Origin of the sequence: Brevundimonas goettingensis (assembly GCF_017487405.1) — a bacterium.
GTDB lineage: Bacteria > Pseudomonadota > Alphaproteobacteria > Caulobacterales > Caulobacteraceae > Brevundimonas > Brevundimonas goettingensis.
This window is the reverse complement of sequence record NZ_CP062222.1, coordinates 3,683,160-3,707,068: the sequence shown is the minus strand read 5'-3', so window position 1 is coordinate 3,707,068 and position 23,909 is coordinate 3,683,160. Positions and strand designations below refer to the sequence as shown.

The 23,909-nt window shown below is 67.5% G+C and carries 18 protein-coding genes; 7 read left to right on the top strand and 11 right to left on the bottom strand.

Going from position 1 to position 23,909, the window contains the following annotated elements; all coding sequences use genetic code 11:
- Nucleotides 1–10: 10 nt before the first annotated feature.
- The 3 genes from cyoE to coxB form a co-directional block, all read right to left on the bottom strand.
- Nucleotides 11–1,000 carry a heme o synthase gene (gene cyoE / locus IFJ75_RS18260; RefSeq protein ID WP_207870140.1) on the bottom strand — a complete coding sequence of 330 codons (990 nt, stop codon included), beginning with the start codon at nucleotides 998–1,000 and terminating at the stop codon, nucleotides 11–13.
- Between the two features lie 159 nt (nucleotides 1,001–1,159).
- On the bottom strand, nucleotides 1,160–2,851 hold the full coding sequence (ctaD, locus tag IFJ75_RS18255; protein WP_207870138.1) for a cytochrome c oxidase subunit I: 1,692 nt from the start codon (nucleotides 2,849–2,851) through the stop codon (nucleotides 1,160–1,162).
- 20 nt (nucleotides 2,852–2,871) lie between these two features.
- Nucleotides 2,872–3,825, bottom strand: coding sequence for a cytochrome c oxidase subunit II (gene coxB, locus IFJ75_RS18250; protein ID WP_225896894.1), 954 nt, complete (start codon nucleotides 3,823–3,825; stop codon nucleotides 2,872–2,874).
- 302 nt (nucleotides 3,826–4,127) lie between these two features.
- Between coxB and IFJ75_RS18245 the strand changes: the two genes are divergently transcribed.
- The 5 genes from IFJ75_RS18245 to IFJ75_RS18225 all read left to right on the top strand — a co-directional run bounded on the left by IFJ75_RS18245 (nucleotide 4,128) and on the right by IFJ75_RS18225 (nucleotide 8,607).
- Complete coding sequence (locus IFJ75_RS18245) at nucleotides 4,128–4,493, top strand: PadR family transcriptional regulator (RefSeq protein ID WP_207870134.1); 366 nt, start codon at nucleotides 4,128–4,130, stop codon at nucleotides 4,491–4,493.
- A complete protein-coding gene (locus IFJ75_RS18240; RefSeq protein WP_207870133.1) occupies nucleotides 4,490–5,083 on the top strand; it encodes a DUF1700 domain-containing protein in 594 nt (197 codons plus the stop codon). The genes IFJ75_RS18245 and IFJ75_RS18240 overlap by 4 nt, the downstream gene beginning before the upstream one ends.
- Complete coding sequence (locus IFJ75_RS18235) at nucleotides 5,080–5,868, top strand: GIN domain-containing protein (protein WP_207870131.1); 789 nt, start codon at nucleotides 5,080–5,082, stop codon at nucleotides 5,866–5,868. The genes IFJ75_RS18240 and IFJ75_RS18235 overlap by 4 nt, the downstream gene beginning before the upstream one ends.
- A gap of 671 nt (nucleotides 5,869–6,539) precedes the next feature.
- Entirely contained in the window at nucleotides 6,540–7,970 is a 1,431-nt protein-coding gene (gene tldD / locus IFJ75_RS18230) for a metalloprotease TldD (RefSeq protein ID WP_207870129.1), read from the top strand.
- A gap of 82 nt (nucleotides 7,971–8,052) precedes the next feature.
- Nucleotides 8,053–8,607 carry a hypothetical protein gene (locus IFJ75_RS18225; RefSeq protein ID WP_207870127.1) on the top strand — a complete coding sequence of 185 codons (555 nt, stop codon included), beginning with the start codon at nucleotides 8,053–8,055 and terminating at the stop codon, nucleotides 8,605–8,607.
- 21 nt (nucleotides 8,608–8,628) lie between these two features.
- Here IFJ75_RS18225 and IFJ75_RS18220 read toward each other — a convergent pair whose 3' ends face one another.
- A complete protein-coding gene (locus IFJ75_RS18220) occupies nucleotides 8,629–9,543 on the bottom strand; it encodes a TraB/GumN family protein (protein WP_225896893.1) in 915 nt (304 codons plus the stop codon).
- Between the two features lie 216 nt (nucleotides 9,544–9,759).
- On the opposite strand from IFJ75_RS18220, the gene IFJ75_RS18215 reads away from it, so the two are divergent.
- Nucleotides 9,760–11,841, top strand: a complete 2,082-nt coding sequence (locus tag IFJ75_RS18215; protein ID WP_207870123.1) for a TonB-dependent receptor plug domain-containing protein — start codon at nucleotides 9,760–9,762, stop codon at nucleotides 11,839–11,841.
- Between the two features lie 163 nt (nucleotides 11,842–12,004).
- Here IFJ75_RS18215 and IFJ75_RS18210 read toward each other — a convergent pair whose 3' ends face one another.
- The 4 genes from IFJ75_RS18210 to IFJ75_RS18195 form a co-directional block, all read right to left on the bottom strand.
- Complete coding sequence (locus IFJ75_RS18210; protein ID WP_207870121.1) at nucleotides 12,005–13,825, bottom strand: peptide MFS transporter; 1,821 nt, start codon at nucleotides 13,823–13,825, stop codon at nucleotides 12,005–12,007.
- Between the two features lie 208 nt (nucleotides 13,826–14,033).
- Nucleotides 14,034–17,369 (bottom strand): error-prone DNA polymerase, encoded by a 3,336-nt coding sequence (locus IFJ75_RS18205; protein ID WP_207870120.1) that lies wholly within the window; start codon nucleotides 17,367–17,369, stop codon nucleotides 14,034–14,036.
- A 59-nt stretch (nucleotides 17,370–17,428) separates the two neighbouring features.
- Nucleotides 17,429–19,039: a Y-family DNA polymerase gene (locus tag IFJ75_RS18200; protein ID WP_207870118.1), complete on the bottom strand. Its 1,611-nt coding sequence runs from the start codon at nucleotides 19,037–19,039 to the stop codon at nucleotides 17,429–17,431.
- A complete protein-coding gene (locus IFJ75_RS18195) occupies nucleotides 18,957–19,625 on the bottom strand; it encodes an ImuA family protein (protein ID WP_207870116.1) in 669 nt (222 codons plus the stop codon). The genes IFJ75_RS18200 and IFJ75_RS18195 overlap by 83 nt, the downstream gene beginning before the upstream one ends.
- 209 nt (nucleotides 19,626–19,834) lie before the next feature.
- Between IFJ75_RS18195 and IFJ75_RS18190 the strand changes: the two genes are divergently transcribed.
- Complete coding sequence (locus IFJ75_RS18190) at nucleotides 19,835–20,971, top strand: N-acetyltransferase (RefSeq protein WP_207870114.1); 1,137 nt, start codon at nucleotides 19,835–19,837, stop codon at nucleotides 20,969–20,971.
- On the opposite strand, the gene mscL is transcribed toward IFJ75_RS18190, so the two are convergent.
- The 3 genes from mscL to rpsA form a co-directional block, all read right to left on the bottom strand.
- Entirely contained in the window at nucleotides 20,968–21,387 is a 420-nt protein-coding gene (gene mscL / locus IFJ75_RS18185) for a large-conductance mechanosensitive channel protein MscL (RefSeq protein WP_207870112.1), read from the bottom strand. The two genes, IFJ75_RS18190 and mscL, sit on opposite strands and share 4 nt — an antisense overlap.
- 111 nt (nucleotides 21,388–21,498) lie before the next feature.
- On the bottom strand, nucleotides 21,499–21,789 hold the full coding sequence (locus IFJ75_RS18180) for an integration host factor subunit beta (RefSeq protein WP_207932680.1): 291 nt from the start codon (nucleotides 21,787–21,789) through the stop codon (nucleotides 21,499–21,501).
- Nucleotides 21,790–22,091: 302 nt separating this feature from the next.
- Nucleotides 22,092–23,795, bottom strand: a complete 1,704-nt coding sequence (rpsA, locus tag IFJ75_RS18175) for a 30S ribosomal protein S1 (protein ID WP_207870110.1) — start codon at nucleotides 23,793–23,795, stop codon at nucleotides 22,092–22,094.
- Nucleotides 23,796–23,909: the final 114 nt, after the last annotated feature.

Here is a 23,909-nt window from a genome sequence, read left to right as displayed (position 1 = left end):
AAGCGGCGTCCTACAGGGAAACGGGCGGCAGGCTGGACAGGTTCTCGACGAGCAGCGCCGCGAACAGGGCCATCAGATACAGGATCGAGAAGGCGAACAGGTTGCGGGCCGGTTTCGACGCCTGTTTGACGTCGTACAATGCGGCCTCTCGCCCCACGGTGTCGGCCTTGTCGGGTCCCTCGGCGCCGACGGGATCGCCCGCGCGCGACCGATAGAGCCGCCAGGCCAGACCGAGGAAGCCCAGGCCTCCGACCACCGAGACCGCCAGATAGATCCAGCCGCCCAGACCGGTCAGGCCGGGCGCTATGGCCACGGGCACGAAGATCAGGGAGTAGATCAGGATCTGCAGACGGGTCGATTTTGCGCCCCGCGCCACCGGCATCATCGGAATGCCCGCCTTGGCGTAGTCGCCGGCCGAATAGAGGGCCAGCGCCCAGCTGTGCGGCGGGGTCCACAGGAAGATGATCAGGAACAGCAGCCAGGCCTGCCCGGGCGCCGACCCCGTCGCCGCGGCCCATCCGATCACGGGCGGCAGGGCGCCTGCGGCCCCGCCGATGACGATGTTCTGGGGCGTCCGGCGCTTCAGCATCACCGTGTAGAAGCCGGCGTAATAGACGATGGTCAGGGCCAGCAGACCGGCCGCCAGCCAGTTGGTGTTCATGCCCAGCAGCATGACCGAGAACAGGCTCAGCACCGCCCCGAAGGCCATGGCGTCATTCTTGTTCACCCGCCCCGCCGCGACCGGACGGCCGCGCGTGCGCCGCATCAGGGCGTCGGTCTCGCCCTCGATGGCCATGTTGAGCGCGCCCGCCGCGCCGGCGCCGACGGCGATGCACAGGATGGCGATGGCCGCGACGAACGGATTGATCGATCCCGGCGCCACCACCAGCCCGGTCGCGCCCGTGAACACCACCAGCGACATGACGCGCGGCTTGAGCAGCTGGAAATAGTCTTCCGGCTGGGCGGTGGAAAGGACGGGGGCGGCGGCGGTCTTGGTCACGGAAACTCTTCTACACCGTCATCCTCGGGCTTGTCCCGAGGACCCGTTGTTCCACCGCAAGGAAAGAACCCCGGAGGCGCGGCAGCCACCCGGGGTCCCTTTTAGTCGTTCGTGTCATTCCCGCCATGGGTCCTCGGGACAAGCCCGAGGATGACGGATTCAGTGGTCGTGCTCGTCCTTGACCACCGGCAGCTCGTTGAACTGGTGGTAGGGCGGGGGCGAGGACAGCGTCCATTCCAGCGTCGTGGCGCCTTCACCCCACGGGTTGGCGACGCCCTTGCGACGACGGATCGCGGCCTCGGCCAGCATCACCAGGAAGACGCCGACGCCGACGATGGTGATCACATAGCCGATCGACGAGACGTGGTTCCACAGGGTGAAGGCGTCCGGATAGTCGATATAGCGACGCGGCATGCCCTGCAGACCCAGGAAGTGCTGCGGGAAGAAGACCACGTTCACGCCGACGAACATGATCCAGAAGTGGGCGCAGCCCAAGGCCTCGTTGTACTTCACCCCGAACATCTTCTCGAACCAGTAGTAGAAGCCGGCGAAGATCGCGAACACCGCGCCCAGCGACAGGACGTAGTGGAAGTGGGCGACGACGTAATAGGTGTCGTGCAGGCTGTAGTCGATGCCGGCGTTGGACAGGACCACGCCGGTCACGCCCCCGACGGTGAACAGGAAGATGAAGCCGATCGCCCACAGCATGGGCGTCTTGAAGTCGATGGAGCCGCCCCACATCGTGGCGATCCAGCTGAAGATCTTCACGCCCGTGGGCACGGCGATGATCATGGTGGCGGCGACGAAATAGGCGCGCAGGTTCACCGACATACCGACCGTGTACATGTGGTGGGCCCACACGATGAAGCCGATGAAGCCGATGGCGACCATGGCGTAGGCCATCGCGAGGTAACCGAAGACCGGCTTACGCGAGAAGGTCGAGACGATGTGCGAGATGATGCCGAAGCCGGGCAGGATCAGGATGTAGACTTCGGGGTGGCCGAAGAACCAGAACAGGTGCTGGAACATCACCGGATCGCCGCCGCCGGCCGGATCGAAGAAGCTGGTGCCGAAGTTGCGGTCGGCCAGCAGCATGGTGATGGCGCCGGCCAGGACCGGCAGCGACAGCAGCAGCAGGAAGGCGGTGATCAGCACCGACCAGGCGAACAGCGGCATCCGGTGCAGGGTCATGCCCGGGGCGCGCATGTTGAAGATGGTGGTGATGAAGTTGACCGCGCCGAGGATCGAGCTCGCGCCCGCGACGTGCAGGGCGAAGATGGCCAGATCGCCGGCCGGTCCGGGGGCGCCCTTGGTCGAGAGCGGCGGATAGATGGTCCAGCCGCCGGCGATGCCGTGGCCCGAACCGCCGTCCGAGAACATCGAGAGCAGCAGCAGCACCCAGGCCGCGACCAGCAGCCAGAACGAAACGTTGTTCATGCGCGGGAAGGCCATGTCCGGCGCCCCGATCATGATCGGCACGAACCAGTTGCCGAAGCCGCCGATCATCGCCGGCATGACCATGAAGAAGATCATGATCAGGGCGTGGGCGGTGACCACGGCGTTGTAGCCGTGCTTGGACTGGTCAACGAGGCCCAGCAGGTTGATCGAGGAGCCTTCGCGGAAGATCTGGATGCCCGGCTCGGCCAGTTCCCAGCGGATCAGGCCCGACAAGGCGCCGCCGACGATGCCCGCCATGATGGCGAACAGCAGGTACAGGGTGCCGATGTCCTTGTGGTTGGTGGACAGGAACCAGCGGGTGAAGAAGCCGGGCTTGTGATCGTGGGCGTCGTGAGCCGCGTCGTGGGCGTGCCCGTGTCCGGCGTGATCGTCTGCAGTGATGTCGGTGGCCATGATCTCTATCGGGCTCGCGATTACTGGGCGGCCGGCGCGGCAGGCGCCGCGGCAGGAGCGGTTGCGGGGACGCCGGTGGTCGCGCCCACAGAGGCGGCGGCGGGGGCAGCGCCGGCTTCGGCGGCGGGGACGGCGGCGTCAGCGGCGGCCGGAGCCGCCACGGGCGCGGCGGCCGGAGCGGCCGACTTCGGAGTCATCGAGCCGCCCTTGGACACGACCCACTTCTCGAACTCGGCCTGCGAGACGACATGGATCTCGATCGGCATGAAGGCGTGGTCGTCGCCGCACAGTTCCGAGCACTGGCCGTAGAAGACGCCTTCGCGCTCGGCGCGGAACCAGGTCTCGTTGACCCGGCCCGGAACGGCGTCGGTCTTCAGGCCGAAAGCCGGCAGGGCGAAGGCGTGGATCACGTCGGCGCCGGTGACCAGCACCTTGACCACCTTGCCGACCGGCACCACCAGCGGCTCGTCGGCGGCCAGGCGATAGAGGTCGTGCGGCATGCCGCGCTTGGCCAGTTCGGCCTCGGGCAGGACATTGGAGATGTACTCCGGGATGCCCTGGTCGGGATATTCATAGGCCCAGTTCCACTGGTTGCCGGTCGCCTTGATGGTCAGATCGACGGGCGGGGTGTCGTGGTAGGCGAACAGCAGGCGGAACGAAAACAGCGAGATGCCGACCAAAATCAGCACCGGCACCACCGTCCAGACGATTTCAATCGCCGTGTTGTGGCTCCAGCGCGCCGGGACCGGATTGGCCTTCTTGTTGTAGCGGATGACGATCCAGATGATCAGCGCCAGGACGAACAGGCAGATCACCGTGATGATCGGCAGCAGGATCGCATTGTGGAAGAAGATGGCGTCGCGCTTGAGCACGGAGGCGGCGGGCTGCAGGTCGATGCCGCCCGGCGTCGGCTGTCCAAGACGGTCCTGCGCCCAGGCCGGCGCGGACGCGAGGGCGAAGGCCGCGGAGGCCATCAGCCCACCGACGGTTCTGCGCAGACGCGCCGTATTTTCTCCCAGCCCCAATCCCATGCGGAACCCCCATAAACCCATTTGCAACAGGCCTTTGCGAGCGACTCGCAACGCCCGCCGCGCTCTCTGAACACGGCGCTCCCGCCGGTCCTTATCGGCTCGTTTCGCGCTTGCCAAGCGGTCGGCGCCGCGAAGAAGCCACACAGTCATCAGGGTCGATCATTAAATCGCAGTCATGTTTTGACAGCTACCTTGCGACGCACGATACCTTGTCATAGTCTCTCCTCATCGAAGGAGGACACGACGTGCCCGAAACCATAGAGATTCAGTTGAAGAAGGGGGTGCTGGGACTGTGCGTCCTGGCCCTCCTCAAGCGAGGCGACAGCTACGCCTATGAGATCGCCAGTCGCCTGTCGGACGCGATCGACATGGGCGAGGGCACCATTTACCCGCTGATGCGGCGGATGCAGTCCGACGGGCTGGTCGAGACCTATCTGGTCGAATCCAGCGCCGGCCCCTCGCGCAAATACTATCGTCTTTCCGAAGCCGGTCGCGAGGCTCTCGCCGTCCAGACCGCCGACTGGAAGACCTTCACCGATGCGGTCGATGCGGTCCTCAACGAGGCTCCGCTGACCCCCGTGCCCGAAAACACGACTGGAGACGTCCAATGACGCGCGCCGACTTTCTCGCCCGACTGAAGCGGGGCCTGGTCGGACTGCCGACCTCGACCGCCGCCGACATCCTCAACGACTACGAGGCCCATTTCGACGACGGCAAGGCCGCCGGACGTTCCGAGGCCGAAGTGGCTGACGCGCTCGGCGATCCCGACCGCCTGGCGCGCGAACTCAAGGCCGAAGCCGGGGTGAAGCGCTGGACCCAGGAACAGACCCCGTCGGCCGCGGCCGGCGCCGTCTTCGCGGTTCTGGGTCTGGGCGCGATCGACATCATCATCCTGCTGCCGATCCTGATGGGCGTCATCGGGACCCTGTTCGGCTGTTTCGTCGCGGTGATCGCCCTGTTCGGCTCCGGCCTGGGGGTAATGGTCGCCGGTCCGTTCGCGGGCTTCCCCGGCGGCGGCCTGGCGGCCTTCTTCATCGGCCTGGGCCTGATGGCCTGCGCCGTGACCGTCGGCGCCCTGCTGTCGATCGCCACCATCCTGCTGGTGAACGGCCTGATCTGGTTCGCCCGCCTGCACTACCGGCTGCTCAAGCCGGCCCTTGAACCCCACGCTGTCAACTCGACCTCGGGAGATCCGGCATGATCCGCACCCTTCTCGTCATCGCCGGGGCCGCCTTCGTGCTGGCCCTGGCCTCCATGGCCGGCGGCGTCGCCATCGGCGGTCGCGACATGGCCGCCCACGGCTGGAACTGGACCTTCCCGGGTCACGGCGACGGCGGCGACCTGACCATCACCCGTCAGGACGGGACCCAGGCGGCGGAAGTCACCCGCACCCTGGCCTGGACCGGCGGCGACAAGCTGGTCGTCGACCTCTCGGCCGATGTCGAATACGTCCAGGGCGACACTCCCGGCATCACCGTCCGGGGCCCCGCCGACCGGGTCGACAAGGTCCGCATCGAGGGCGACCGTCTGGTCTGGGCCGACGACAGCGAAAGCCACCACGGCGAACGCATCGTCTTCGGACGCCGCGCCAACGGCAAGGGCATCTGGGTCGACAGCGGCGAGGTCCATATCGTGGTCACCGCCCCGGCCGTGCACATCTTCGACCTGCGCGGCTCCTCGGACCTGACGGTCAAGAGCTATGACCAGCCGACCCTGACGATCGATTCCTCCGGCAGCGGCGATTTCAGCTTCTCCGGCGTCACCAAGGCCCTGGACCTGACCATGACCGGCTCGGGCGACGGCGATCTGGAGAATCTCCTGACCACCGACGCCAATATTGAGATCTCCGCCAGCGGCGACGCCCGTGTCGCCCCGACCGGGGCGGTGGTCGCCGACCTCTCCGGCTCCGGCGACCTCGAACTCCTCACCCCGCCGGCGACCCTGCGCCAGTCCATCACCGGCTCGGGCGACGTCCGCCAGGAATAGGCCTTTCTCCCCACGACAGTGGGGAGGGGGACCGCGAAGCGGTGGAGGGGCCGATCCCCTTGGCCCGATCCCCCTTCCGCCCGTCGGGAGGGGGATTTTCTTTGCCTCCGCTATGCCCCGCTTATCCCCACGAACGTCGGGATAGGCGGTGGGCGGATCCGGGCGCCCGAATTCCCAAACCCGCGCAATTCCCAACACCAATCCCAACGATTTCGGCACCTTGCGAACATTCAACCGTCGCGAACCCGCCCCACCCGCGACCTCGCCTATAATCCTCCCGTTCCGTCGTGGGAGGCGCAGAGGCCTTGCGACCGTCTGGCGGCGGAATGCGGAGAAGCGGGAAGTCTGGTTCCGATCAGACGGTAGGGGCCAGGGGGATACTGAGCCCGGTCCGGGGATCGTGTCGCAAGCACGACCCGCCCGTGGGCGGCGCTGCGGTAAGGCGATAAAACCGCCACCTGACGCAAGCTGCTCGAAACTCTTCGCGCGGGGCCAGAAGGCGGCGTCGAAACGGTATTCAAATCTCTTCTTCCGGGCGCCGCCCGGCGGCTCCGCTCGCCTCCCAACTCGCCGATCGCATCGGGAGATCGCGAACCCATGTCCGCATCACATGTCCGCATCACAGGCCAGTTCCCCGTGACGAACCGCCCCCGCCGTCCTATCTATCGGCCATGACCGTCCACACCTCCCCGCCCCCGATCCTCGAAACCGCCGGTGTCGATCCCTCCGAGGCCCTGTCGATCCTCGAGAGCGCCCTCGTCGGCGCCGATGACGGGGAGCTGTTCCTCGAGCGGTCGGAGTCGGAATCCCTCGTCTTCGACGACGGCCGGCTCAAGTCCGCCGCCTATGACGCCTCGGAGGGTTTCGGCCTGCGCGTCGTCGCCGGAGAGACCGCCGGTTACGCCCACGCCAACGAGATTTCCGCCGCCTCCCTGCGCCGCGCCGCCGACAGCGCGTCGCTCGCCAAGGCCGGCCATGCGGGCGTGACCGCCGAAGGGCCGCGCGCCACCAACCAGAAACTCTATGACGAGGTCGATCCCCTCGCCGCTCCCGCCTTCTCGGACAAGATCGCCCTGCTGGCCGAGATCGACGCCTGGGCCCGGGCTCGCGATCCGCGCGTGGTCCAGGTCTCGGCCTCCCTGATCGGCGAACGCCGCGCCATCGAGATCCTGCGCGCCGACGCCATGACGGTGCGCGACATCCGCCCCCTGGTCCGGCTGAACGTCTCGGTCACGGTCGAGAAGGACGGCCGCCGCGAGAGCGCCTCGGCCGGCGCCGGCGGCCGCGCCGGGTTCGACACCTGGATCGCGCCCGAACGCTGGCAGGCCCAGATCGACGAGGCCCTGCGTCAGGCCCTGGTCAATCTCGAGGCCGTCGACTGCCCGGCGGGCGAGATGGACGTGGTCCTCGGCGCCGGCTGGCCCGGGGTCCTGCTGCACGAGGCCATCGGCCATGGCTTCGAGGGCGACTTCCACCGCAAGGGCTCCTCGGTCTTCACCGGCATGATGGGCAAGCGGGTCGCGGCCCCGGGCGTGACCGTGGTCGACGACGGCTCCATCGCCGGCCGCCGCGGCTCCCTGTCGGTCGACGACGAGGGCACCCCGACCTCGCGCACCGTCCTGATCGAGGACGGCATCATGGTCGGGCTGATGAACGACCGGCTGTCGGCCCGCCAGTTGGGCCAGCGCGCCACCGGCAACGGTCGCCGCCAGTCCTTCGCCCACATGCCCATGCCGCGCATGACCAACACCTTCATGGAAGGCGGCAAGGACAAGCAGGCGGACATGATCGCCTCGACGAAGCGCGGCCTGTACGCGGCCAATTTCGGCGGCGGCCAGGTGGACATCACCAACGGCAAGTTCGTGTTCCAGTGCACCGAGGCCTATCTGATCGAGGACGGCAAGATCACCGCCCCCGTCCGCGGCGCCACCCTGATCGGCGACGGGGCCACGGCCCTGCAGAATGTGACCATGATCGGCGACGACTTCGCCTTCGATCCGGGCGTCGGCGTCTGCGGCAAGGCCGGGCAGGGGGTTCCCGTCGGCATCGGCCAGCCCTCACTCAAGATCGGCGGCCTGACGGTCGGCGGCACGGCGGTCTGACCGAACGGCACTCCGGAACCGGGGCCTCGGCGTCGGGTTTCGCAAACAACGCCCGAACGTTCGGGACGCGAGGAACAGGCCCATGACCGGCAAGGATGTTCTGGACTACCTCAGCCAGCCCCGGGCGCGCTGGGTCATGGCGGGCGTCGTCGCCGTCGCAGCCCTGGGTCTTGGCGGCATGATCCTGACCGGCGGCAATGACGGCGAGGCCCGCGCCGGCGGTGGTCCGGGCCTGAGCGTGGCTGTGGTCGCGCCGGTCGAGCCCGACGTCGCCCCTGGCGGCGTCATGGATGTCGGCCAACTGACCAACGGCTTCGACGGCAAGATGCCCGAGGCGCAGACCGCCTCCGACGCCACCCAACCGCCCGACGACTACTACGCCGAACAGCCGGCCTATGTGGAACCGCAGGTCCAGCAGATGCCCCCGCCGCGCCCCGGTGACGAAGTCCATCCTTATGTTGACCGTCAATCGCCGCCCCCGCCCCGCGATGGCAATCCACGCGCGTTCGGCTTCGACCAGCCGCGCCCCGACTACGCCGCCGAACGTGAGGCGCGTCGCGCCTTCATGGAAGCCCGCGAGGCCGAGCGCCGCGCCCGTCAGGATCGCCCGGTGGCCGGACCTGACACCTTTTACTGAGGTCAGAGCCGCCGACCGAAGCTAGCGCTGGTCCTCGCGCCAGATCGGGCCATGAATCTCCAGCCCCTGGGCCTCCAGCTGGTCCAGAACCCCGCCCGACTCCGCCAGGATGCGCAACGGCGCGACCCCCATGGTGACCCCGGGCCGGGTCAGGGCCAGTTTGGTCGCATCGGCCCACTGACCGCGCAGCACCGGAGCGATCTCCGGATCGCCCGACGGCCAGCACATGTTCAGGGCCTGATCCAGCGGCGTGGCCAGCACCTCGGGGACCTTCAGCGACCGCCAGGCCTCCAGCCGCGCCGCCGCCCCGGCCGGACCCGCCTCCGCCGCCCGCATCGAGGCCTCGAGGCAGGGCAGATAGGTCTGGGGCGGCTGGGTGATCAGATTGTCGACCAGTTCGTCGCCGCGCACGAACCCGACCGGCTCGCCTGCGATATGGGCCGTCCGCGCCGCCCGCCGGACCGCGTCGGGAGCCCCGCGACTGCGGCCCCGCTCGTACCCGGCCTGTTCCAACAGGTCGAAGCTGAGGCCGACGAAGCTCTGGGTGCGCCAGTTCGGGTTACGGTCGCCGGCCTTCAGCGCCTCCAGTCGCGCCTGCATCTCGGGCGACAGATAGTCGGCGGTCGTCTTGCTCTCGGGCAGTCTGGCGATGGTGCGGATGCGCCAGATCAGCCGGAGGACGTCGCTCAACGACGCCCGCCCCTCCTGCGGATACAGGATGCGTTGCGACCGGGCCGTCGCCGCCTCCAGCGCCTCGGGTCTCCATTCGAAGTCGCGCGGCACCCCGCCGATCGCTCCCACCAGAATGACCGTGCTCTCGCCGTCACTGATCTCCCACATAGGGGCTCCGGCCCGACGGGCGACGACAACGACCTCATCGACGGTGTCGACCTGTTCCTCCTGAGAGGGCGCCGCTTGGGCCCTCGTTTGAGCCATGGCGATAGGCGCAACGGCCAAGCCCGCACATAAAGCAACCAGCGATGTCAGGCTTCGGAAGTCGTTCATGTTCAAATAATGACTCGATGATTACAGAACATCCACATGACTTTCCGGTAATGATGGAGACGATTTAATCCACCTTTCAGCCTTGTAACTGGAGGCAGCTCGCCTGTCCCTCCAAAACCCTCCCACCAAAGAGGGGAACCCCAGGCGATGACCAAGACAATCCTGCTGGCCACTACGGCCCTTATCTTCAGCGCCGGCGCGGCGTTCGCCGGAACCGAGCCCCAGGTCGCCCAGGCCCCCGTGCCGACCGGCCCGACCCAGCCCGGCCCCGGCGTCGCTCCCCTGGCCGACGCGACCCAGCGCGGCGTCCTGGTCTTCACCCCGGACTTCTTCGCCGAACAGCGCCCGAACACGGCCCTGGACATGGTCAACCGGGTCCCCGGCTTCTCGGTCGAGGACGGCTCCGGCAGCCGGGGCTTCGAGGGCGCGGTCGGCAACGTCCTGATCAACAACGCCCGTCCGGCGTCCAAGAACGACACCGGCTCCAACGTTCTGTCGCGCACCCCGGCCAACCGGGTCGAGCGCATCGAACTGGTCCGGGGCGGCGCCGCCGGCATCGACATGCAGGGCTATTCGGTCGTCGTGAATGTGATCCTGAAGAGCGGGACCAGCCACCAGTCGATCGTGACCTTGAACTCGACCCTGTTCGAGGGCGGTCAGGACATCTACGGCGGAAGTTACCAGTTCACCGCCACCAACGGCGATCGCAGCTGGGGCGTGACCCTCAGCGACGGCATGGGAATGAGCGATTCCAACGGCGTCGGGCGTGTGATCCGCCGCGACGCCAACGGAAACGTGACCCGCGACGAGCATGTCTTCACCGACGGCTACGGCGGGGGCAACGGCATTCGCGGCAACTATTCAGGCCCCCTCGCCGGCGGCAAGATCGACCTGACCGCCCGCATCGGGATCAACGACTGGCATGGGATCCAGACCCAGACCTCCCCGACCGTCCTGCGTGAAAGCCTGGACGACCAGGACAGCACCTCGGGCGAACTGGGCCTCGTCTACACCCGGCCACTGAACGCCCGCTGGACCGCCGAAGCCCGGCTGATCCATCAGTACGAGGACTTCGACAACACCTCGACCAGCAACTTCAGCCTGAACAATGTCGCCGATCCGGAACAGGCCTTCACCGCCAGCGGCAACTCGTCGGAGAGCATCCTGCGCGGGCTGGTCCGCAACGAGCGCTCGCCAAAACTGACCTTCGAGCTCGGCGGCGAGGTCGCCTACAATATGCTGGAGGTCGAACAGGCCTTCACCATCGGCGGGACCAACATTCCCCTGCCTTCGGCCTCGGTGAAGGTCGAGGAGACCCGCGGCGAGGCCTTCGGCAAGGGCACCTGGCGTCTCCACCCCGACCTGACCCTGGAGGCCGGCCTGCGTCTGGAGGCCTCGACGATCAGCCAGTCGGGCGACGCCAATCAGGAAAAGAGCCTGTTCTACGCCAAGCCTCGCTTCCTCGCGACCTGGACGCCCATGCCCAACAACCAGCTGCGCTTCCGCTTCGAGCGCGAGCTGGGCCAGCTGGACTTCGGTGACTTCGCCGCCTCGGCGGACCTCAACGACGGCAATGTCTATGGCGGCAACGTCGATCTGGAGCCAGAACAGCGCTGGATCTCGGAACTGACCTATGAGCGCCGCTTCTGGGGCGAGGGCATCGTTTCCATCGGCTACCGCCACGACAAGATCATCGATGTGATCGACAGCCTGCCCCTGCCCGGCGGCCTGTCGGCGACCGGCAACATCGGTGACGGCACGCTCGATCAGCTGTCGCTGAACGTGGTCGTCCCGACCGACAAGCTGCACATCCCCGGCGGTCGTTTCACCTTCCGCAACGACTGGAACAAGACCGAGGTCACCGATCCGACCACAGGCGAAACCCGTTCGATCTCGGGCGTGCGTCCGACCCAGGCCAATGTCGGCTTCTCGCAGGACATCCACTCTTGGAAGACCCAGTGGGGCATCAATGTCCTGCCGCTGCTGGGCCAGAAGCAGTTCTACCCGGATCAGGTCTCGGGCTGGCGCGGTTCGGGCTATTACGAGATGTTCGTCGAGTACAAGCCGACCCCGACCCTGTCGATCCGGGGCCAGCTGAACCTGTGGGACGACTTCCAGATCCGCCGCACGGTCTATTCGGACCGCGCCGCCGGGACAGTCCTGTTCACCGAGGACCGCCAGATCGACCCACGCACCTTCTGGTCCTTCCGGATCCGCAAGACGTTCTAGGAGGGGTCGACTTCGTCGACGCGCTAACGCTCGCGACACGGTCGCTCGCTGCTTGAGCGCGGGCGTTATGCGTCGAGAAGGAAATGGGCGAGCGGTAGCCCCAACAAAAAAGGGCGGCGTCCATGCGGACGCCGCCCCTTCTTTTTGATCCTTGGATCAGGCGCTACTTCACGCCCCTCATCATCCACTTCAGGACCGGCGAGCCCAGCAGCAGCAGCACGCCGAAGCCGACCCCCCAGATGCCGATCTCCTGGAACACCTTGGCATAGGTCGCCAGGGCCAGTTCCGGGTTGGTCACCACGCCGCCGACGGTTTCCGTCGAGGTCGATTTAGCGACCAGGCCCGCGATGATATGGGCCAGGGCCGAAGCCATGAACCAGGCGCCCATCATCATCCCGACCATCCGCGGCACGGACAGTTTGGTGATCATGGACAGGCCGACCGGCGACAGCATCAGCTCGGCGATCGAGTGGAGGAAATAGGCCAGGAACAGCCAGATCAACGGCACCTTGAAGGCGCTGTCGGCCTGGGTGTGGGCGGCCCACACCAGCAGCAGGAATCCGGCGCCGACCCCGACCAGGGCCATGCCGAACTTGACCGGGACATTGGGCTCCAGGCCCTTCTTGCCCAGCCACACCCAAAGGCCGGCCATGATCGGGCCGAAGATGATGATGGTGCCGGGGTTGAAGGTCTGGGTCATGGCCGCGTTGAACCAGCCGGGGATTTCGGTCGACTGGTCGGCAAACAGGGTCAGGCTGGAGCCCGCCTGTTCGAACAGGGCCCAGAAGACCACCGAGAACATGGTCAGCAGCAGGGCCGCCAGCATCTTCCAGCGGCCGTCGCCCTTGATGAAGATCACCGAATAGCCCAGCAGGCCGATGAAGACGGCCGGCACGAGGTAGAGCAGCGAAGCCTCGACCGCATCGTGCTGCTGCACGATCAACCACATGGGCACGACGAACAGGATGCCGAGGATATAGATCCAGGCTTCGCGCGGGATGCCGAAGGTCTTCTTGTCCAGCTTGGCCGAGGCCGGCGGATCGGCGCGGTTGCCGAGCCATTTCTGGCCCACCCAGAAGGTGATCAGACCCGCCAGCATGCCGATGCCGGCCAGGCCGAAGCCGTATTTCCAGCCGTATTTGATGCCCAGCCAGGCGCAGACCGCCGAGGCCAGGACCGAACCCAGGTTGATGCCGACATAGAAGATGGTGAAGCCGGCGTCGCGGCGACGATCGCCCTGCTCATAGAGCGAACCCACCACGGTCGAGATGTTCGGCTTCAGGAAGCCGACGCCGACGATGATCAGGGCCAGGGCGAAGAACAGGGTCGCCTGACCACCCAGGTCCACCTGGGTCCGCTTCTCATAGGCGCCGGTCGGGATCTGGGCCGGGAAGCCTGCGGCGGCATTATCGGCCTGGGCGCGGGCCACGGCCGCCTCGGGCGAGGTGGCGGCGGCGGCGGCCGGACCATCGGCCGGAACCGCGGCCGCGGCCGGATCGGTCACGGTGGCGGAGGCCGGCACGGCTTCGGGCGAAGGCGCGGCGGCTACGGCCTGGGCGGTCTCGACGGCCGTCGGCAGGTTCAGGACGCGAATCCCTTCCGGCCCGATCTTGATCGGAACCCGCTTGTCGCCATCCACGATGAACATCTGGCGGCCGGTGTCGCGGCCTTCGACCGCGACCTGATATTCGCGGCCCTCGTATTTGATGAACTCCTTGCCGCCCGATCCCTCGAACGCCATCATGAAGTGACCGGCGACCAGCAGAAGCGCGCCGATGGTCACGGCCTTGCGCGAGCCCAGGAAGCGGTCGGCGATGGCGCCGCCGATGACCGGCATCAGATAAACCAGCGCGGCATAGGCCGCGTAGATGCCCTGGGCGTTGCTCGAATCGAACAGGAAATGCTGCGTCAGATACAGGACCAGCAGGGCCCGCATGCCGTAGAAGGAGAACCGTTCCCACATCTCGGTGAAGAACAGGATCACCAACCCCCGTGGGTGCCCCAGAAACTGTTTGTGAGGCGCTTCAACAGCCCCTCCCCCATCCGTCATACTCAAGCGACTGCTCCTTCAGGTGCGCCGATCCGGCGCGATTGGGCGCATAAGCAGCACGGCGGGAAAGACCGGACAAGTCTTAAGGATGAATCCGGACCGTCGCCTCAGTGTCGCATGCGGCCGCCGGAGGGCCTGCGGATCAGTGGAAATCGCGTGATCCGGGCAGGATGCGGACGTCGCGGGGGTGGCGACGGCGGTTGGGGCCGGTCGGCGAATGGCCCGATCCCCGCGCCTCGTCGGGGGACACCACGCCGTCCTCGCTGATGCAGCCCAGCATCGGGGTCCAGTCGATCAGGTCCTCGACGACCAGATGGCTGACCCCCTCGGCGCGCTGGATACGGCCCTTGGCCAGCACCATCCGCGCGCCCATGGCGACGGGACGCAGCCGTTCGAAGACGTCGGGCCAGACGACCAGATTGGCCACCCCGGTCTCGTCCTCCAGCGTCAGGAAGACCACCCCCTTGGCCGAGCCGGGCCTCTGGCGCACCAGAACCACCCCGCCGACCGCGACCCGCCGCCCCGCCGGCGCCGACTGGTAGTCGAGCGCGGTCAGGGCCCCGGCCTGCCTCAACCGCTCGCGCAGGAAGGACACGGGATGGCCCTTCAGCGACAGGCGAATGGTCTGATAGTCGCCGACCACCTCTTCGCCCTGACTCAGCTCCGGCAGGGCCTCGGGCGGGCGGCCGTCGGCCTCGCTCAGTCCCATGGCCGCGAACAGGGGCGCGCCCGACGCCGGCGGTGCGCCCTTCGCCGCCCACAGCCCCTGCCGCCGCGACAGTTTCAGCGACCCGAAGGCGTCCGCCTCGGCCAGCTTGTCCAGCGCCGCCGGCGGCAGTTTGGCGCGCAGCCGCAGATCCTCCAGATCGGCGAAGGGGGCCTGGGCGCGCTCCTCCCCGATCCGCCCGGCCCATTCCTTCCGGAACCCGTCGATGGCGCGAAAGCCGAGACGCAGGGCGCGGCGCTCACCCTCCCCCCTCTTTTCGAGGGTCGCGTCCCAATCGCTCGCATTCACATCCGGATGCCTGACCTCGACCCCATGCTCACGGGCATCACGGACCAACTGGGCCGGAGCGTAGAATCCCATCGGCTGGCTGTTCAACAGACAGGCGGTGAAGACCTCGGGATAGACGCACTTCACCCACGCCGAAACATAGACGATGTGGGCGAAGGAGCAGGCGTGGCTTTCCGGAAAGCCGTACTCGCCGAAACCCTTGATCTGGTCGAAGCAACGGCGGGCGAAGTCGGGCTCATAGCCCCGACGCACCATGCCGTTGATCATCATCTCCTCATAGTGGCCGATCGTCCCCATGTGCCGGAAGGTCGCCATGGCCCGACGCAGACCATTGGCGTCCTTGCCCGTGAACTCTGCGGCGACCATGGCGATCTTCATCGCCTGCTCCTGAAACAGCGGCACGCCCAGCGTCTTCCGCAGGACATAGGCCAGCTCCTGCGGATTCTCCCGTGAGCCGGGCATTTCGAAACGGTAGCTGCCAGGTCCGTGGCGCGCCTCATGCTCCCGGCGCTCCAGCCGGCGTTTGAGATAGGGATGCACCATTCCGCCCTGGATCGGACCCGGCCGGACGATCGCCACCTGCACCACCAGATCATAGAACTCCTTTGGCTGGAGGCGGGGCAGCATGGCCATCTGGGCCCGGCTCTCGACCTGAAACACGCCCAGGGAATCCGCCTTGCACAGCATGTCGTAGACTTCCGGCGCCTCCTTCGGGACCGTGTCCAGGGCCAGAGTGCGATTATAACTGTCCTCGATCATCGCGAAGGCGCGCTTCATCGCCGTCAGCATGCCCAGCGCCAGCACATCGACCTTCATCAGCTTCAGATGATCGATGTCGTCCTTATCCCATTCGATAAACGTGCGTTTTTCCATCACCGCATTGCCGATAGGGACGATTTCGACCAGCGGCCCCTGACTGAGAACGAAGCCACCGACGTGCTGGGAAAGATGGCGGGGAAATTTGATCAGCTCGGCCGTCAGCTGAAGCGCCAGAGCCATGCGGGCGTCATCGCGATCGAGGCCGGTCTGATCGACGTGGTCGTCCTTCACCGCATCGCCGTATGAGCCCCAGACGGTATCGGCCATCCGGGCGGTAACATCCTCGGTCATGCCCAGAGCCTTGCCGACGTCGCGGATCGCCGAGCGCGGCCGGTAATGGATGATGGTGGCGACGATCCCCGCCCGGTCGCGGCCGTAGCGGTCATAGACATACTGCATGACCAACTCGCGCCGCTCGTGCTCGAAGTCGACATCGATATCGGGCGGCTCGGACCGTTCGCTGGAGATGAAGCGCTCGATCAACATGTCCTGTCGGGTCGGATCGACATTGGTGACCTCCAGACAGAAGCAAATGACGGAGTTCGCCGCCGAACCCCGGCCCTGACAGAGGATGTTCCTCTCCGGATCGCGCGCCCAGGCGACGACGTCGTGCACGGTCAGGAAATAGGGAGCGTATTTGCGCTCGCGCACCAGCCGCAGCTCCTTGCGGATGGTCTCCACGACCTTCGTCGGCACGCCGTCCGGCCATTTCTTCCGCGCGCCGCGACAGGTCAGGCGGATCAGCCACCCCTGTGGCGACCACCCCGGCGGCACTGGCTCGTCGGGGTAGTCATAGCTCAGCTCCCTCAGCGAAAACCTGCACGCCTCCACCACTTCGATGGTCCGTTCCAGCGCCGCCTCATGCCCCCGGAACAGCCGGGCCATGGCGGCCGGGCCCCGCAGATGGCGTTCGGCGTTGGACTGGAGCCGGACCCCGGCTGCGTCGATGGTGGTTCCCTCGCGGATACAGGTCAGGACGTCCTGCAGGGGGCGGCGGTCGGGGTGGTGGTAGAGGACGGCGTTGGTGGCGATCAGGGGGGCGCCCGTGCGCTCGGCCATTGCCGCCAGCCGGTTCAGCCGCGCCCGGTCGTCGCCACGCCACAGGGGCTGGGCCGCCAGATAGAGGGTGTCCGGCCAGCGGGTGCGCCAGTCCTTCAGCCGGGCCTCGAAGGCGGCGTCGGGGACGATGGGCGCCACGGCCAGGGCGATCATCCCCTCGCCGAAGGCGACCGCCTGATCGAAGGTCAGCCGGGTCTCGCCCTTGGTGGTCCGTGCCTGCGCAGGATCCTCGGCCTCGACCTCCGCATGGGCCTCGCCGCCAGGGAAGCCGATCACGTTTGAGGCGGACGGGGCCGCCGCCGGATCCGGCAGGATTTCGCTCTTGCCCAGGGTCAGCAGGCGGCACAGCCGGCCATAGGCGGGGCGGTCGCGCGGGAAGACGATCAGCTCGGTCCCGTCGAGAAACCCCAGTCGGCAGCCGACTACCAAGGGAATGTCCTGATCCTCGGCCCCCATCAGGGCGCGCACCATTCCCGCCAACGTATTGCGGTCAGCGACGCCCACGGCGGCAAGACCGAGCGCCTTGGCCTGGATCATCTGCTCGCCCGGATGGGACGCCCCCTCCAGAAAGCTGAAATTGGTCATGACGCCGAGCTCGGCGTACTGGCCGGACCACACGGAAGATGGCGAAGAAGAGATCGGGCTCACGGGAACATGCCATGCATCCACCAGGAGGGCGCGCGCTCCTCGTCGGCGCCCGTGTACTCCCGGCCGTAGAGACCCTCGCGGAACAGCCAGTAGCGCAGACCCTGATCGTCCTCGACGCGGTAATAGTCTCGGGTGCGGGCTTCACGGTCTGCGGGCGGCGGGCGCCACCATTCAGGCGACAGCCGTTCGGGACCATCGGCGCGGGCGACGCGGCGCGCCAGCCGACGCCAGGTGAACAGGGCGGGCGCCCCGTCGGGCAGTTCGGCGATGGCCTCGACCGGCTCGGGCGGGTCGAGCAGCAGGATGGGGCGATGTCGGGGGTCGGCGTCAGCGGCGTCGGCGTCCGGCCGCACCGCCTTGCTGAGGCCAAGGGCGGGCCGCCAGCGTTCGGCGCGTTCGGGCAGCCACGACCCCTGCGGCTCCGCGACCCGCACCGCCCCATCGCCCAGCCGCGCCGAGAGTCGATCGATCAGGGCGGTCAGACTCTCGGCATGGCGCGCCGCCGCCTCGTCCTCCAGCGAGACCTGATACGCCTTCAACGGTTCAGCCAGGTCGGCCGAGAGCATCAGGGCATCGACGCCGAAGCCGAGATCGAGCCGCTCCACCCCGCGCTCGCGGAACAGCCGCATCCAGACCGCGACGTCGCGTCCCGGCAGGCCGGACTTGATCGTCAGGGCCGTGGTCCGGCCGTCGGTGCGGAAGCCGGTCAGGGTCAGGACCCGCGCCCCCTGACCGTCCTTTTCGAGGGCGGCGGCGAGGTCGGCCGCCAGTTCCGGCAGACGTCCCTCAACCCCGGCGATGTCGCACAGGGGTTCGGCATGGGCCTCCCACGCCCGGTATTTCGGCGGCGGGCGCGTCGGAACCAGCGCCTCGGCGGCCAGACCCAGGGCCTGATCCAGCCGCTTCACCAGACCCACGCCCGCTCCGTCGCGGAAGCGGCGGGCCAAGCCCGCGCGCGGCATCTCATAGAGGTCGCCGATCCGCTTCAGCCCGAACCGTCGCGCCTGTCTGAGGGCCGCCGCCTCGATACGCAGGGCCTCGACCGGCAGGGGGGCGAGGGCGTCCCGGGTCCGGCCTTCCGGAACCACCGCATGGTCTTTCCCCCAGCGCGCCAGGGCCCAGGCCGCGCCAGGGGTGGGAGCCAGGGCGACGCGGGCGCGGGCGCCGGCCTCGGCCAGACGCGCCTCCATCCCGGCCAGAAGCGCCGCCTCGCCCCCGAACAGATGGCCGGCGCCGGTGACGTCGAGGAACAGCCCCTCCATCCCTTCCTGTTCGGTATCCACCACCACCGCCGGGGACCAGCGCTCGGCCCAGACAGCCAGCCGCTGCAGCGCCCCCCGGTCGGCGGCGAGGTCGGCGGGGCGGCAGATCAGGGTGGGCAGGATGGCGCGGGCGTCGGCCTGGGTCTGGCCCGCCGACAGGCCCGCCGCGCGCGCCGCCGCGTTCAGGGCGTGGATGACCGCGCCCCGGGCGGTGCGGGTGATCAGGGCGAAGGGCGGGCCTTCGTGCGCGCCAACCGGGACTTCAGGCGGCGAGACCCGTCCGGCCCCGTTCGCCCAGACCGTCACCGGCCAGTCGATCAGCCAGACGGAGACGATGCGTCTCATCATCCTGCTCCAGTTTCCAGACGCCGGGCCGCTCCGAACGGCTACGGGTCAGTTCGGCGCTGAGGGCGAAACCGCCCGGGGACCTCAGGTCGTCGGGATTCGAGACGCTCCTCAGGGTTGTGATGCGCCAGCGGCGGCGGGCGGCGCTGAGCCCGCCTTCGGTCTGTCTCAGAAGCACCCCGACCGCCGCCCCGTCGCGCGCCGCGAACTCCAGCCGACGGGTCTGGGCCAGGGAGGCCGCCTCGACCGTGGTCAGGGCCGCAGAGACCGCCCCGGACCTCAGGGCCTGCTCCATGATCCACAGCAGTTCGCTCTCGGTCCGCCCCTCGCTGAGGATCAGGCCGGCGCCGCGCCCGTCGAGCCCCGCCCCCCGAAAACCCGGGCCATAGGGCCGTCCATGCTCGCCCGACCACCGGCGGCCCGCCGCCAGCAGCACCGGGCGGCCGTCATCCTGCGGCAGACGCGACAGGGCGAAGGCGAAGGCCCCGGCCATGTCCCGCGTCCCGACCACGCACACCTCTTCCAGCCCCTCGGCGAGGGCGGGCCAGGCGGTGGAGCCCGAAAGGGTCTGAAGGGGCGGGGACATGGGTGTGGATGGGGACATCGGAGGAGCAAAACCTGAATGTTCATTATTTGTTCCGGTCGCCGACAGAGTCAAATCCTGAATCGTTTCGCGTGAGGACGGCAACCCTTGCGCAATCCATAGTTGTTACAGGACAGGCTTCCCGTGGCCTGGGTCATGCAGCCCAGTACCTCAGACACCCCCGCCGTCCCGCATCGGGAAGGATATGTCCGATGAGCCTGCGCCCCTTCGAACCCGACGACCACGACGCCGTCAACGCCCTGCACCGCGGCGTCTGGTGGCCTGAGCGGTCCCACGCGGGCTGGGCCTGGCTGGCGACCAATCCGGCGCGGCTGGACATCGGGGCGCCGTCAGGCTGGGTCGTCCCGGACCGGGACGGCGCCGCGGCCGCCTTCATGGGCAATCTGGTCCAGCGGGTGTGGAAGGACGAGCGGCTGCATCACGTCGCCACCGGCTTCTCCGTCATCGTGCCCCCGGCCGTGCGCGGCAAGAGCCGGGCCCTGATCCGCGCCGTCCTGGACCAGCCGAACATCGCCGCCGGCTATACGCTGAACGCCAATCCCAAATCGGCGCCCCTCTACGCCCGCCACGGCATGCGGGCCTGGCCGGCGCGAACAAACGCTCTGAAACTATCCTGGATCGTCGATCCGATCGACTGTCTGCGGGGCCGGCTGCTGCGCGAGGCGGTGAAGCGGGCGCCCCATCTGACCGATCCGTACCGCGAGCGCTTTCTGCGGTCCGATCGCGCCCTGGGCCGGGTTCGGCGCCCCCGCTTCCCGTCCCTGGTCTCAACCCTGACCGACCTCTCGGACGGCTCGCCCTATTGCGACTTCTGGCGGGCGCTGAAGGGCGAAGGTCGGGCGGTCGCGGACCGAAGCCCGGAGATCCTGCGCTGGCGCATCGCCGATCCGGACCAGGCCGAACCGCCGCTGCTGCTGGCCTATACGCGCGACGGCGCCGTGACCGGCTATGCGATGGCCATCCAGGCCAAGGCGACGCCGATCGACCCGGTGTTTCTGGAGGTCCTCGACCTCGTCGCCCTGGAGGACGAGCCCCACGCCATTCCGGCCCTGATGCGGGCCCTGATGGATCAGGCCCGCACCCGCGGCGCGGCCAAGGTGCGGTTGCAGGTGGTCAATGAGGAGCTGAAGCGTCGCCTCGGCGCCTGGGCCCTCGGCGCCCGGCACGAAGGCGGCTGGGGCCACGGTCATTTGCGCTTCCGCAACGGAGCCGACGCCGGAGATCTGGCCACATGGTCGCCGACGCCCTTCGACGGCGACCACGGCGTCTGTCAGCGCCCGGCCCCGCGCCGCCAGCGGGCGACGACCGGCGCCGACCTGCGAGCCTAGGGGCGCGCCTTCAGTTCGTCGCGGATTTCGGTCAGCAGCAGTTCCGTCGGCGTCGGGGCGGCCGGAGCCTCAGGCGTCGGATCGGCGGCGTTCTGACGGCGCAGCTGGTTGATGCCCTTGACCAGCATGAAGACGACGAAGGCCACGATGGCGAACTGGATCACCGTGTTCAGGAAGGCGCCGTACTGGATCGAAACCTTCTCCACCGCCTCGGTCGCCGTGTTCTCGGGCCGCATAACCCACTCCAGCTTGGAGAAGTCGATGCCGCCGGTGATCAGGCCGATCGGCGGCATGACCACCTGATCGACCAGGCTCTTCACGATGGAGTTGAAGGCCGCGCCGATGATTACCCCGACCGCGAGGTCGACGACATTGCCCTTGATGGCGAACTCGCGAAATTCGGAAACCAGGCTCATCGATCTGTCCTTCTCAGCCAGCCAAAATCAGCCGCCGGAGCGGTTGCTGAAAAGGACTGAAAACCGGTTCGCCTGCGTTTTCAAGCCGCAAGCTTCAGGACCCCGTCGGGATCAGGCGTCGCCCGAGGCGTTGAGCCGCTCGCGCAGCTCCTTGCCGCTCTTGAAGAAGGGCACCGATTTGGCCGGCACGTCGACGGTCTCGCCGGTGCGCGGATTGCGGCCGGCGCGGGCCGGACGCGAGCGCACGGAAAACGCGCCGAAACCACGAAGCTCCACACGGCCGCCTTCGGCCATGGCGTCGGTCATACGGCCCAGAACGACATTGACCACCCGCTCGACCTCAGCGTGAGTGAGGTGGGTGTTTTCAGCCGCCAGCTTCTCGATCAACTCTGACTTGATCATCCGTTTCAAGGCCCCCGCCCTGTCTTGTTTTGCCCTTCCAGAGGCGTTTGAGCCGTCAGATACGCGACAGCGGGTTCCACCCTAACCCTCGCGCGAGCGGTGAAAAAGCCCTCATGAGCAAAAGGGGTCTGCAAAGATCATTAATTGTACGCAATCAGACACTGGTCATTGATGCTTGATCGGCAAAGAAAAAGGCGGCCGGATCGCTCCGGCCGCCTTCTCAGTCAGTCTGTGCAATCGGTGCGCGAGCCTCAAGCAGCGAGGTTCCGCGAACCGAGAGGTAGGCTCAACAAGGACTTAGATCAGTCCTTGCCGGCCTTTTCGCGCAGGGCCGCGCCGAGGATGTCGCCGAGCGAGGCGCCCGAGTCCGAGGACCCGAACTGCTCGATGGCTTCCTTCTCGTCGGCCATTTCCAGCGCCTTGATAGACACCGAGACGCGGCGCGAGGCCTTGTCGATGGCGGTGATCTGGGCGTCGACGCGGTCGCCGACGGCGAAGCGTTCCGGACGTTGCTCGTTGCGGTCGCGGCTCAGGTCCGACTTGCGCACGAAGCTGGTGACCGGAGCGTCGTCTTCACCGAACTTGACCTCGATGCCGCCCGACTCGATCGCCGTGACGGTGACGGTGACGGTCTGACCCTTCTTGTAGGTGTCGCCTTCGCCGACCGGATCGCCGCCGAGCTGCTTGATGCCCAGCGAGACGCGTTCCTTTTCGACGTCGACGTCCAGGACCTTGGCCTTGACCATCTCGCCCTTGCGGTAGCGCTGGATGGCTTCTTCACCCGAGACCGACCAGTCGAGGTCGGACAGGTGCACCATGCCGTCGATGTCGTTGTCCAGGCCGATGAACAGGCCGAACTCGGTGGCGTTCTTGACTTCGCCCTCGACGGTCGAGCCGATCGGGTGAGCGGCGACGAAGGCGTCCCACGGGTTGTCCTGGGCCTGCTTCAGGCCCAGCGAGATGCGGCGCTTGGAGGCGTCGACGTCCAGGACGACCACGTCGACTTCCTGCGAGGTCGAGACGATCTTGCCGGGGTGGACGTTCTTCTTGGTCCAGGACATTTCCGAGACGTGCACCAGGCCTTCAACGCCGGCTTCCAGCTCCACGAAGGCGCCGTAGTCAGTGATGTTGGTGATGCGGCCCGTGTACTTGGCGCCGACCGGATACTTGGCTTCCACGCCGTCCCAGGGGTCCGACTGCAGTTGCTTCATGCCCAGCGAGATGCGCTGGGTGTCCGGGTTGATCTTGACGATCTGGACCTTGACGGTGTCGCCGACGGCGAGGACCTGCGAAGGGTGCGAGACGCGCTTCCAAGACATGTCGGTGACGTGCAGCAGGCCGTCGATGCCGCCCAGGTCCACGAACGCGCCGTAGTCGGTGATGTTCTTGACGACGCCGTCGCGGACTTCACCCTCTTGCAGCTGGCCGACCAGCTCGGTGCGCTGTTCGGCGCGGGCTTCTTCCAGGATGGCGCGACGCGAGACGACGATGTTGCCGCGCGGACGGTCCATCTTCAGGATCTGGAACGGCTGTTCCTTGCCCATCAGCGGGCCGACGTCGCGAACCGGCCGGATGTCGACTTGCGAGCCCGGCAGGAAGGCCGAGGCGCCGCCCAGGTCGACGGTGAAGCCGCCCTTGACGCGACCGACGATGGCGCCGTTGACCGGCACGCCTTCGGCGAACACGACTTCCAGACGGGTCCAGGCTTCTTCGCGGCGAGCCTTGTCGCGGCTGATGACGGCTTCACCCAGGGCGTTCTCGACGCGCTCGAGGTAGACTTCGACGTCGTCGCCGACCTTCGGGATCACGGCGCCTTCGCCGATGCCGAATTCACGGGCCGGGATACGACCTTCGGTCTTCAGACCGACGTCGATGATGATGATGTCCTTTTCGACGCCGACGACGCGGCCGTGAACGACCTGGCCTTCGCCGAGGTCGCGGCCCTGCAGTTGTTCGTCGAGCAGCGCGGCGAAATCGTCGCGCGAGGGGTTGTGAGTATCAGCCATGTAGCTCTGGTGTTTCCGAATGGGTTGTGGCGCGTGACCGGACGGCCCCGCGCGAGGTGGAACAGAAGTTGGGAAGTCGATCTGGGACGCGAGGCCTGATGAAGACCAGAGCGC

What these genes read in the sequence shown, in the direction of transcription:
- coxB (WP_225896894.1), bottom strand. Translation starts at nt 3,825, where the DNA reads ATGGCCTCCGCGGCCTTCGCCCTCGCGTCCGCGCCGGCCTGGGCGCAG.
- IFJ75_RS18215 (WP_207870123.1), top strand. Translation starts at nt 9,760, where the DNA reads ATGACCAAGACAATCCTGCTGGCCACTACGGCCCTTATCTTCAGCGCC.
- IFJ75_RS18205 (WP_207870120.1), bottom strand. Translation starts at nt 17,369, where the DNA reads ATGACCAATTTCAGCTTTCTGGAGGGGGCGTCCCATCCGGGCGAGCAG.
- rpsA (WP_207870110.1), bottom strand. Translation starts at nt 23,795, where the DNA reads ATGGCTGATACTCACAACCCCTCGCGCGACGATTTCGCCGCGCTGCTC.
- IFJ75_RS18220 (WP_225896893.1), bottom strand. Translation starts at nt 9,543, where the DNA reads ATGGCTCAAACGAGGGCCCAAGCGGCGCCCTCTCAGGAGGAACAGGTC.
- IFJ75_RS18235 (WP_207870131.1), top strand. Translation starts at nt 5,080, where the DNA reads ATGATCCGCACCCTTCTCGTCATCGCCGGGGCCGCCTTCGTGCTGGCC.
- IFJ75_RS18225 (WP_207870127.1), top strand. Translation starts at nt 8,053, where the DNA reads ATGACCGGCAAGGATGTTCTGGACTACCTCAGCCAGCCCCGGGCGCGC.
- tldD (WP_207870129.1), top strand. Translation starts at nt 6,540, where the DNA reads ATGACCGTCCACACCTCCCCGCCCCCGATCCTCGAAACCGCCGGTGTC.
- ctaD (WP_207870138.1), bottom strand. Translation starts at nt 2,851, where the DNA reads ATGGCCACCGACATCACTGCAGACGATCACGCCGGACACGGGCACGCC.
- IFJ75_RS18180 (WP_207932680.1), bottom strand. Translation starts at nt 21,789, where the DNA reads ATGATCAAGTCAGAGTTGATCGAGAAGCTGGCGGCTGAAAACACCCAC.
- IFJ75_RS18240 (WP_207870133.1), top strand. Translation starts at nt 4,490, where the DNA reads ATGACGCGCGCCGACTTTCTCGCCCGACTGAAGCGGGGCCTGGTCGGA.
- IFJ75_RS18190 (WP_207870114.1), top strand. Translation starts at nt 19,835, where the DNA reads ATGAGCCTGCGCCCCTTCGAACCCGACGACCACGACGCCGTCAACGCC.
- IFJ75_RS18200 (WP_207870118.1), bottom strand. Translation starts at nt 19,039, where the DNA reads ATGAGACGCATCGTCTCCGTCTGGCTGATCGACTGGCCGGTGACGGTC.
- IFJ75_RS18195 (WP_207870116.1), bottom strand. Translation starts at nt 19,625, where the DNA reads ATGTCCCCGCCCCTTCAGACCCTTTCGGGCTCCACCGCCTGGCCCGCC.
- mscL (WP_207870112.1), bottom strand. Translation starts at nt 21,387, where the DNA reads ATGAGCCTGGTTTCCGAATTTCGCGAGTTCGCCATCAAGGGCAATGTC.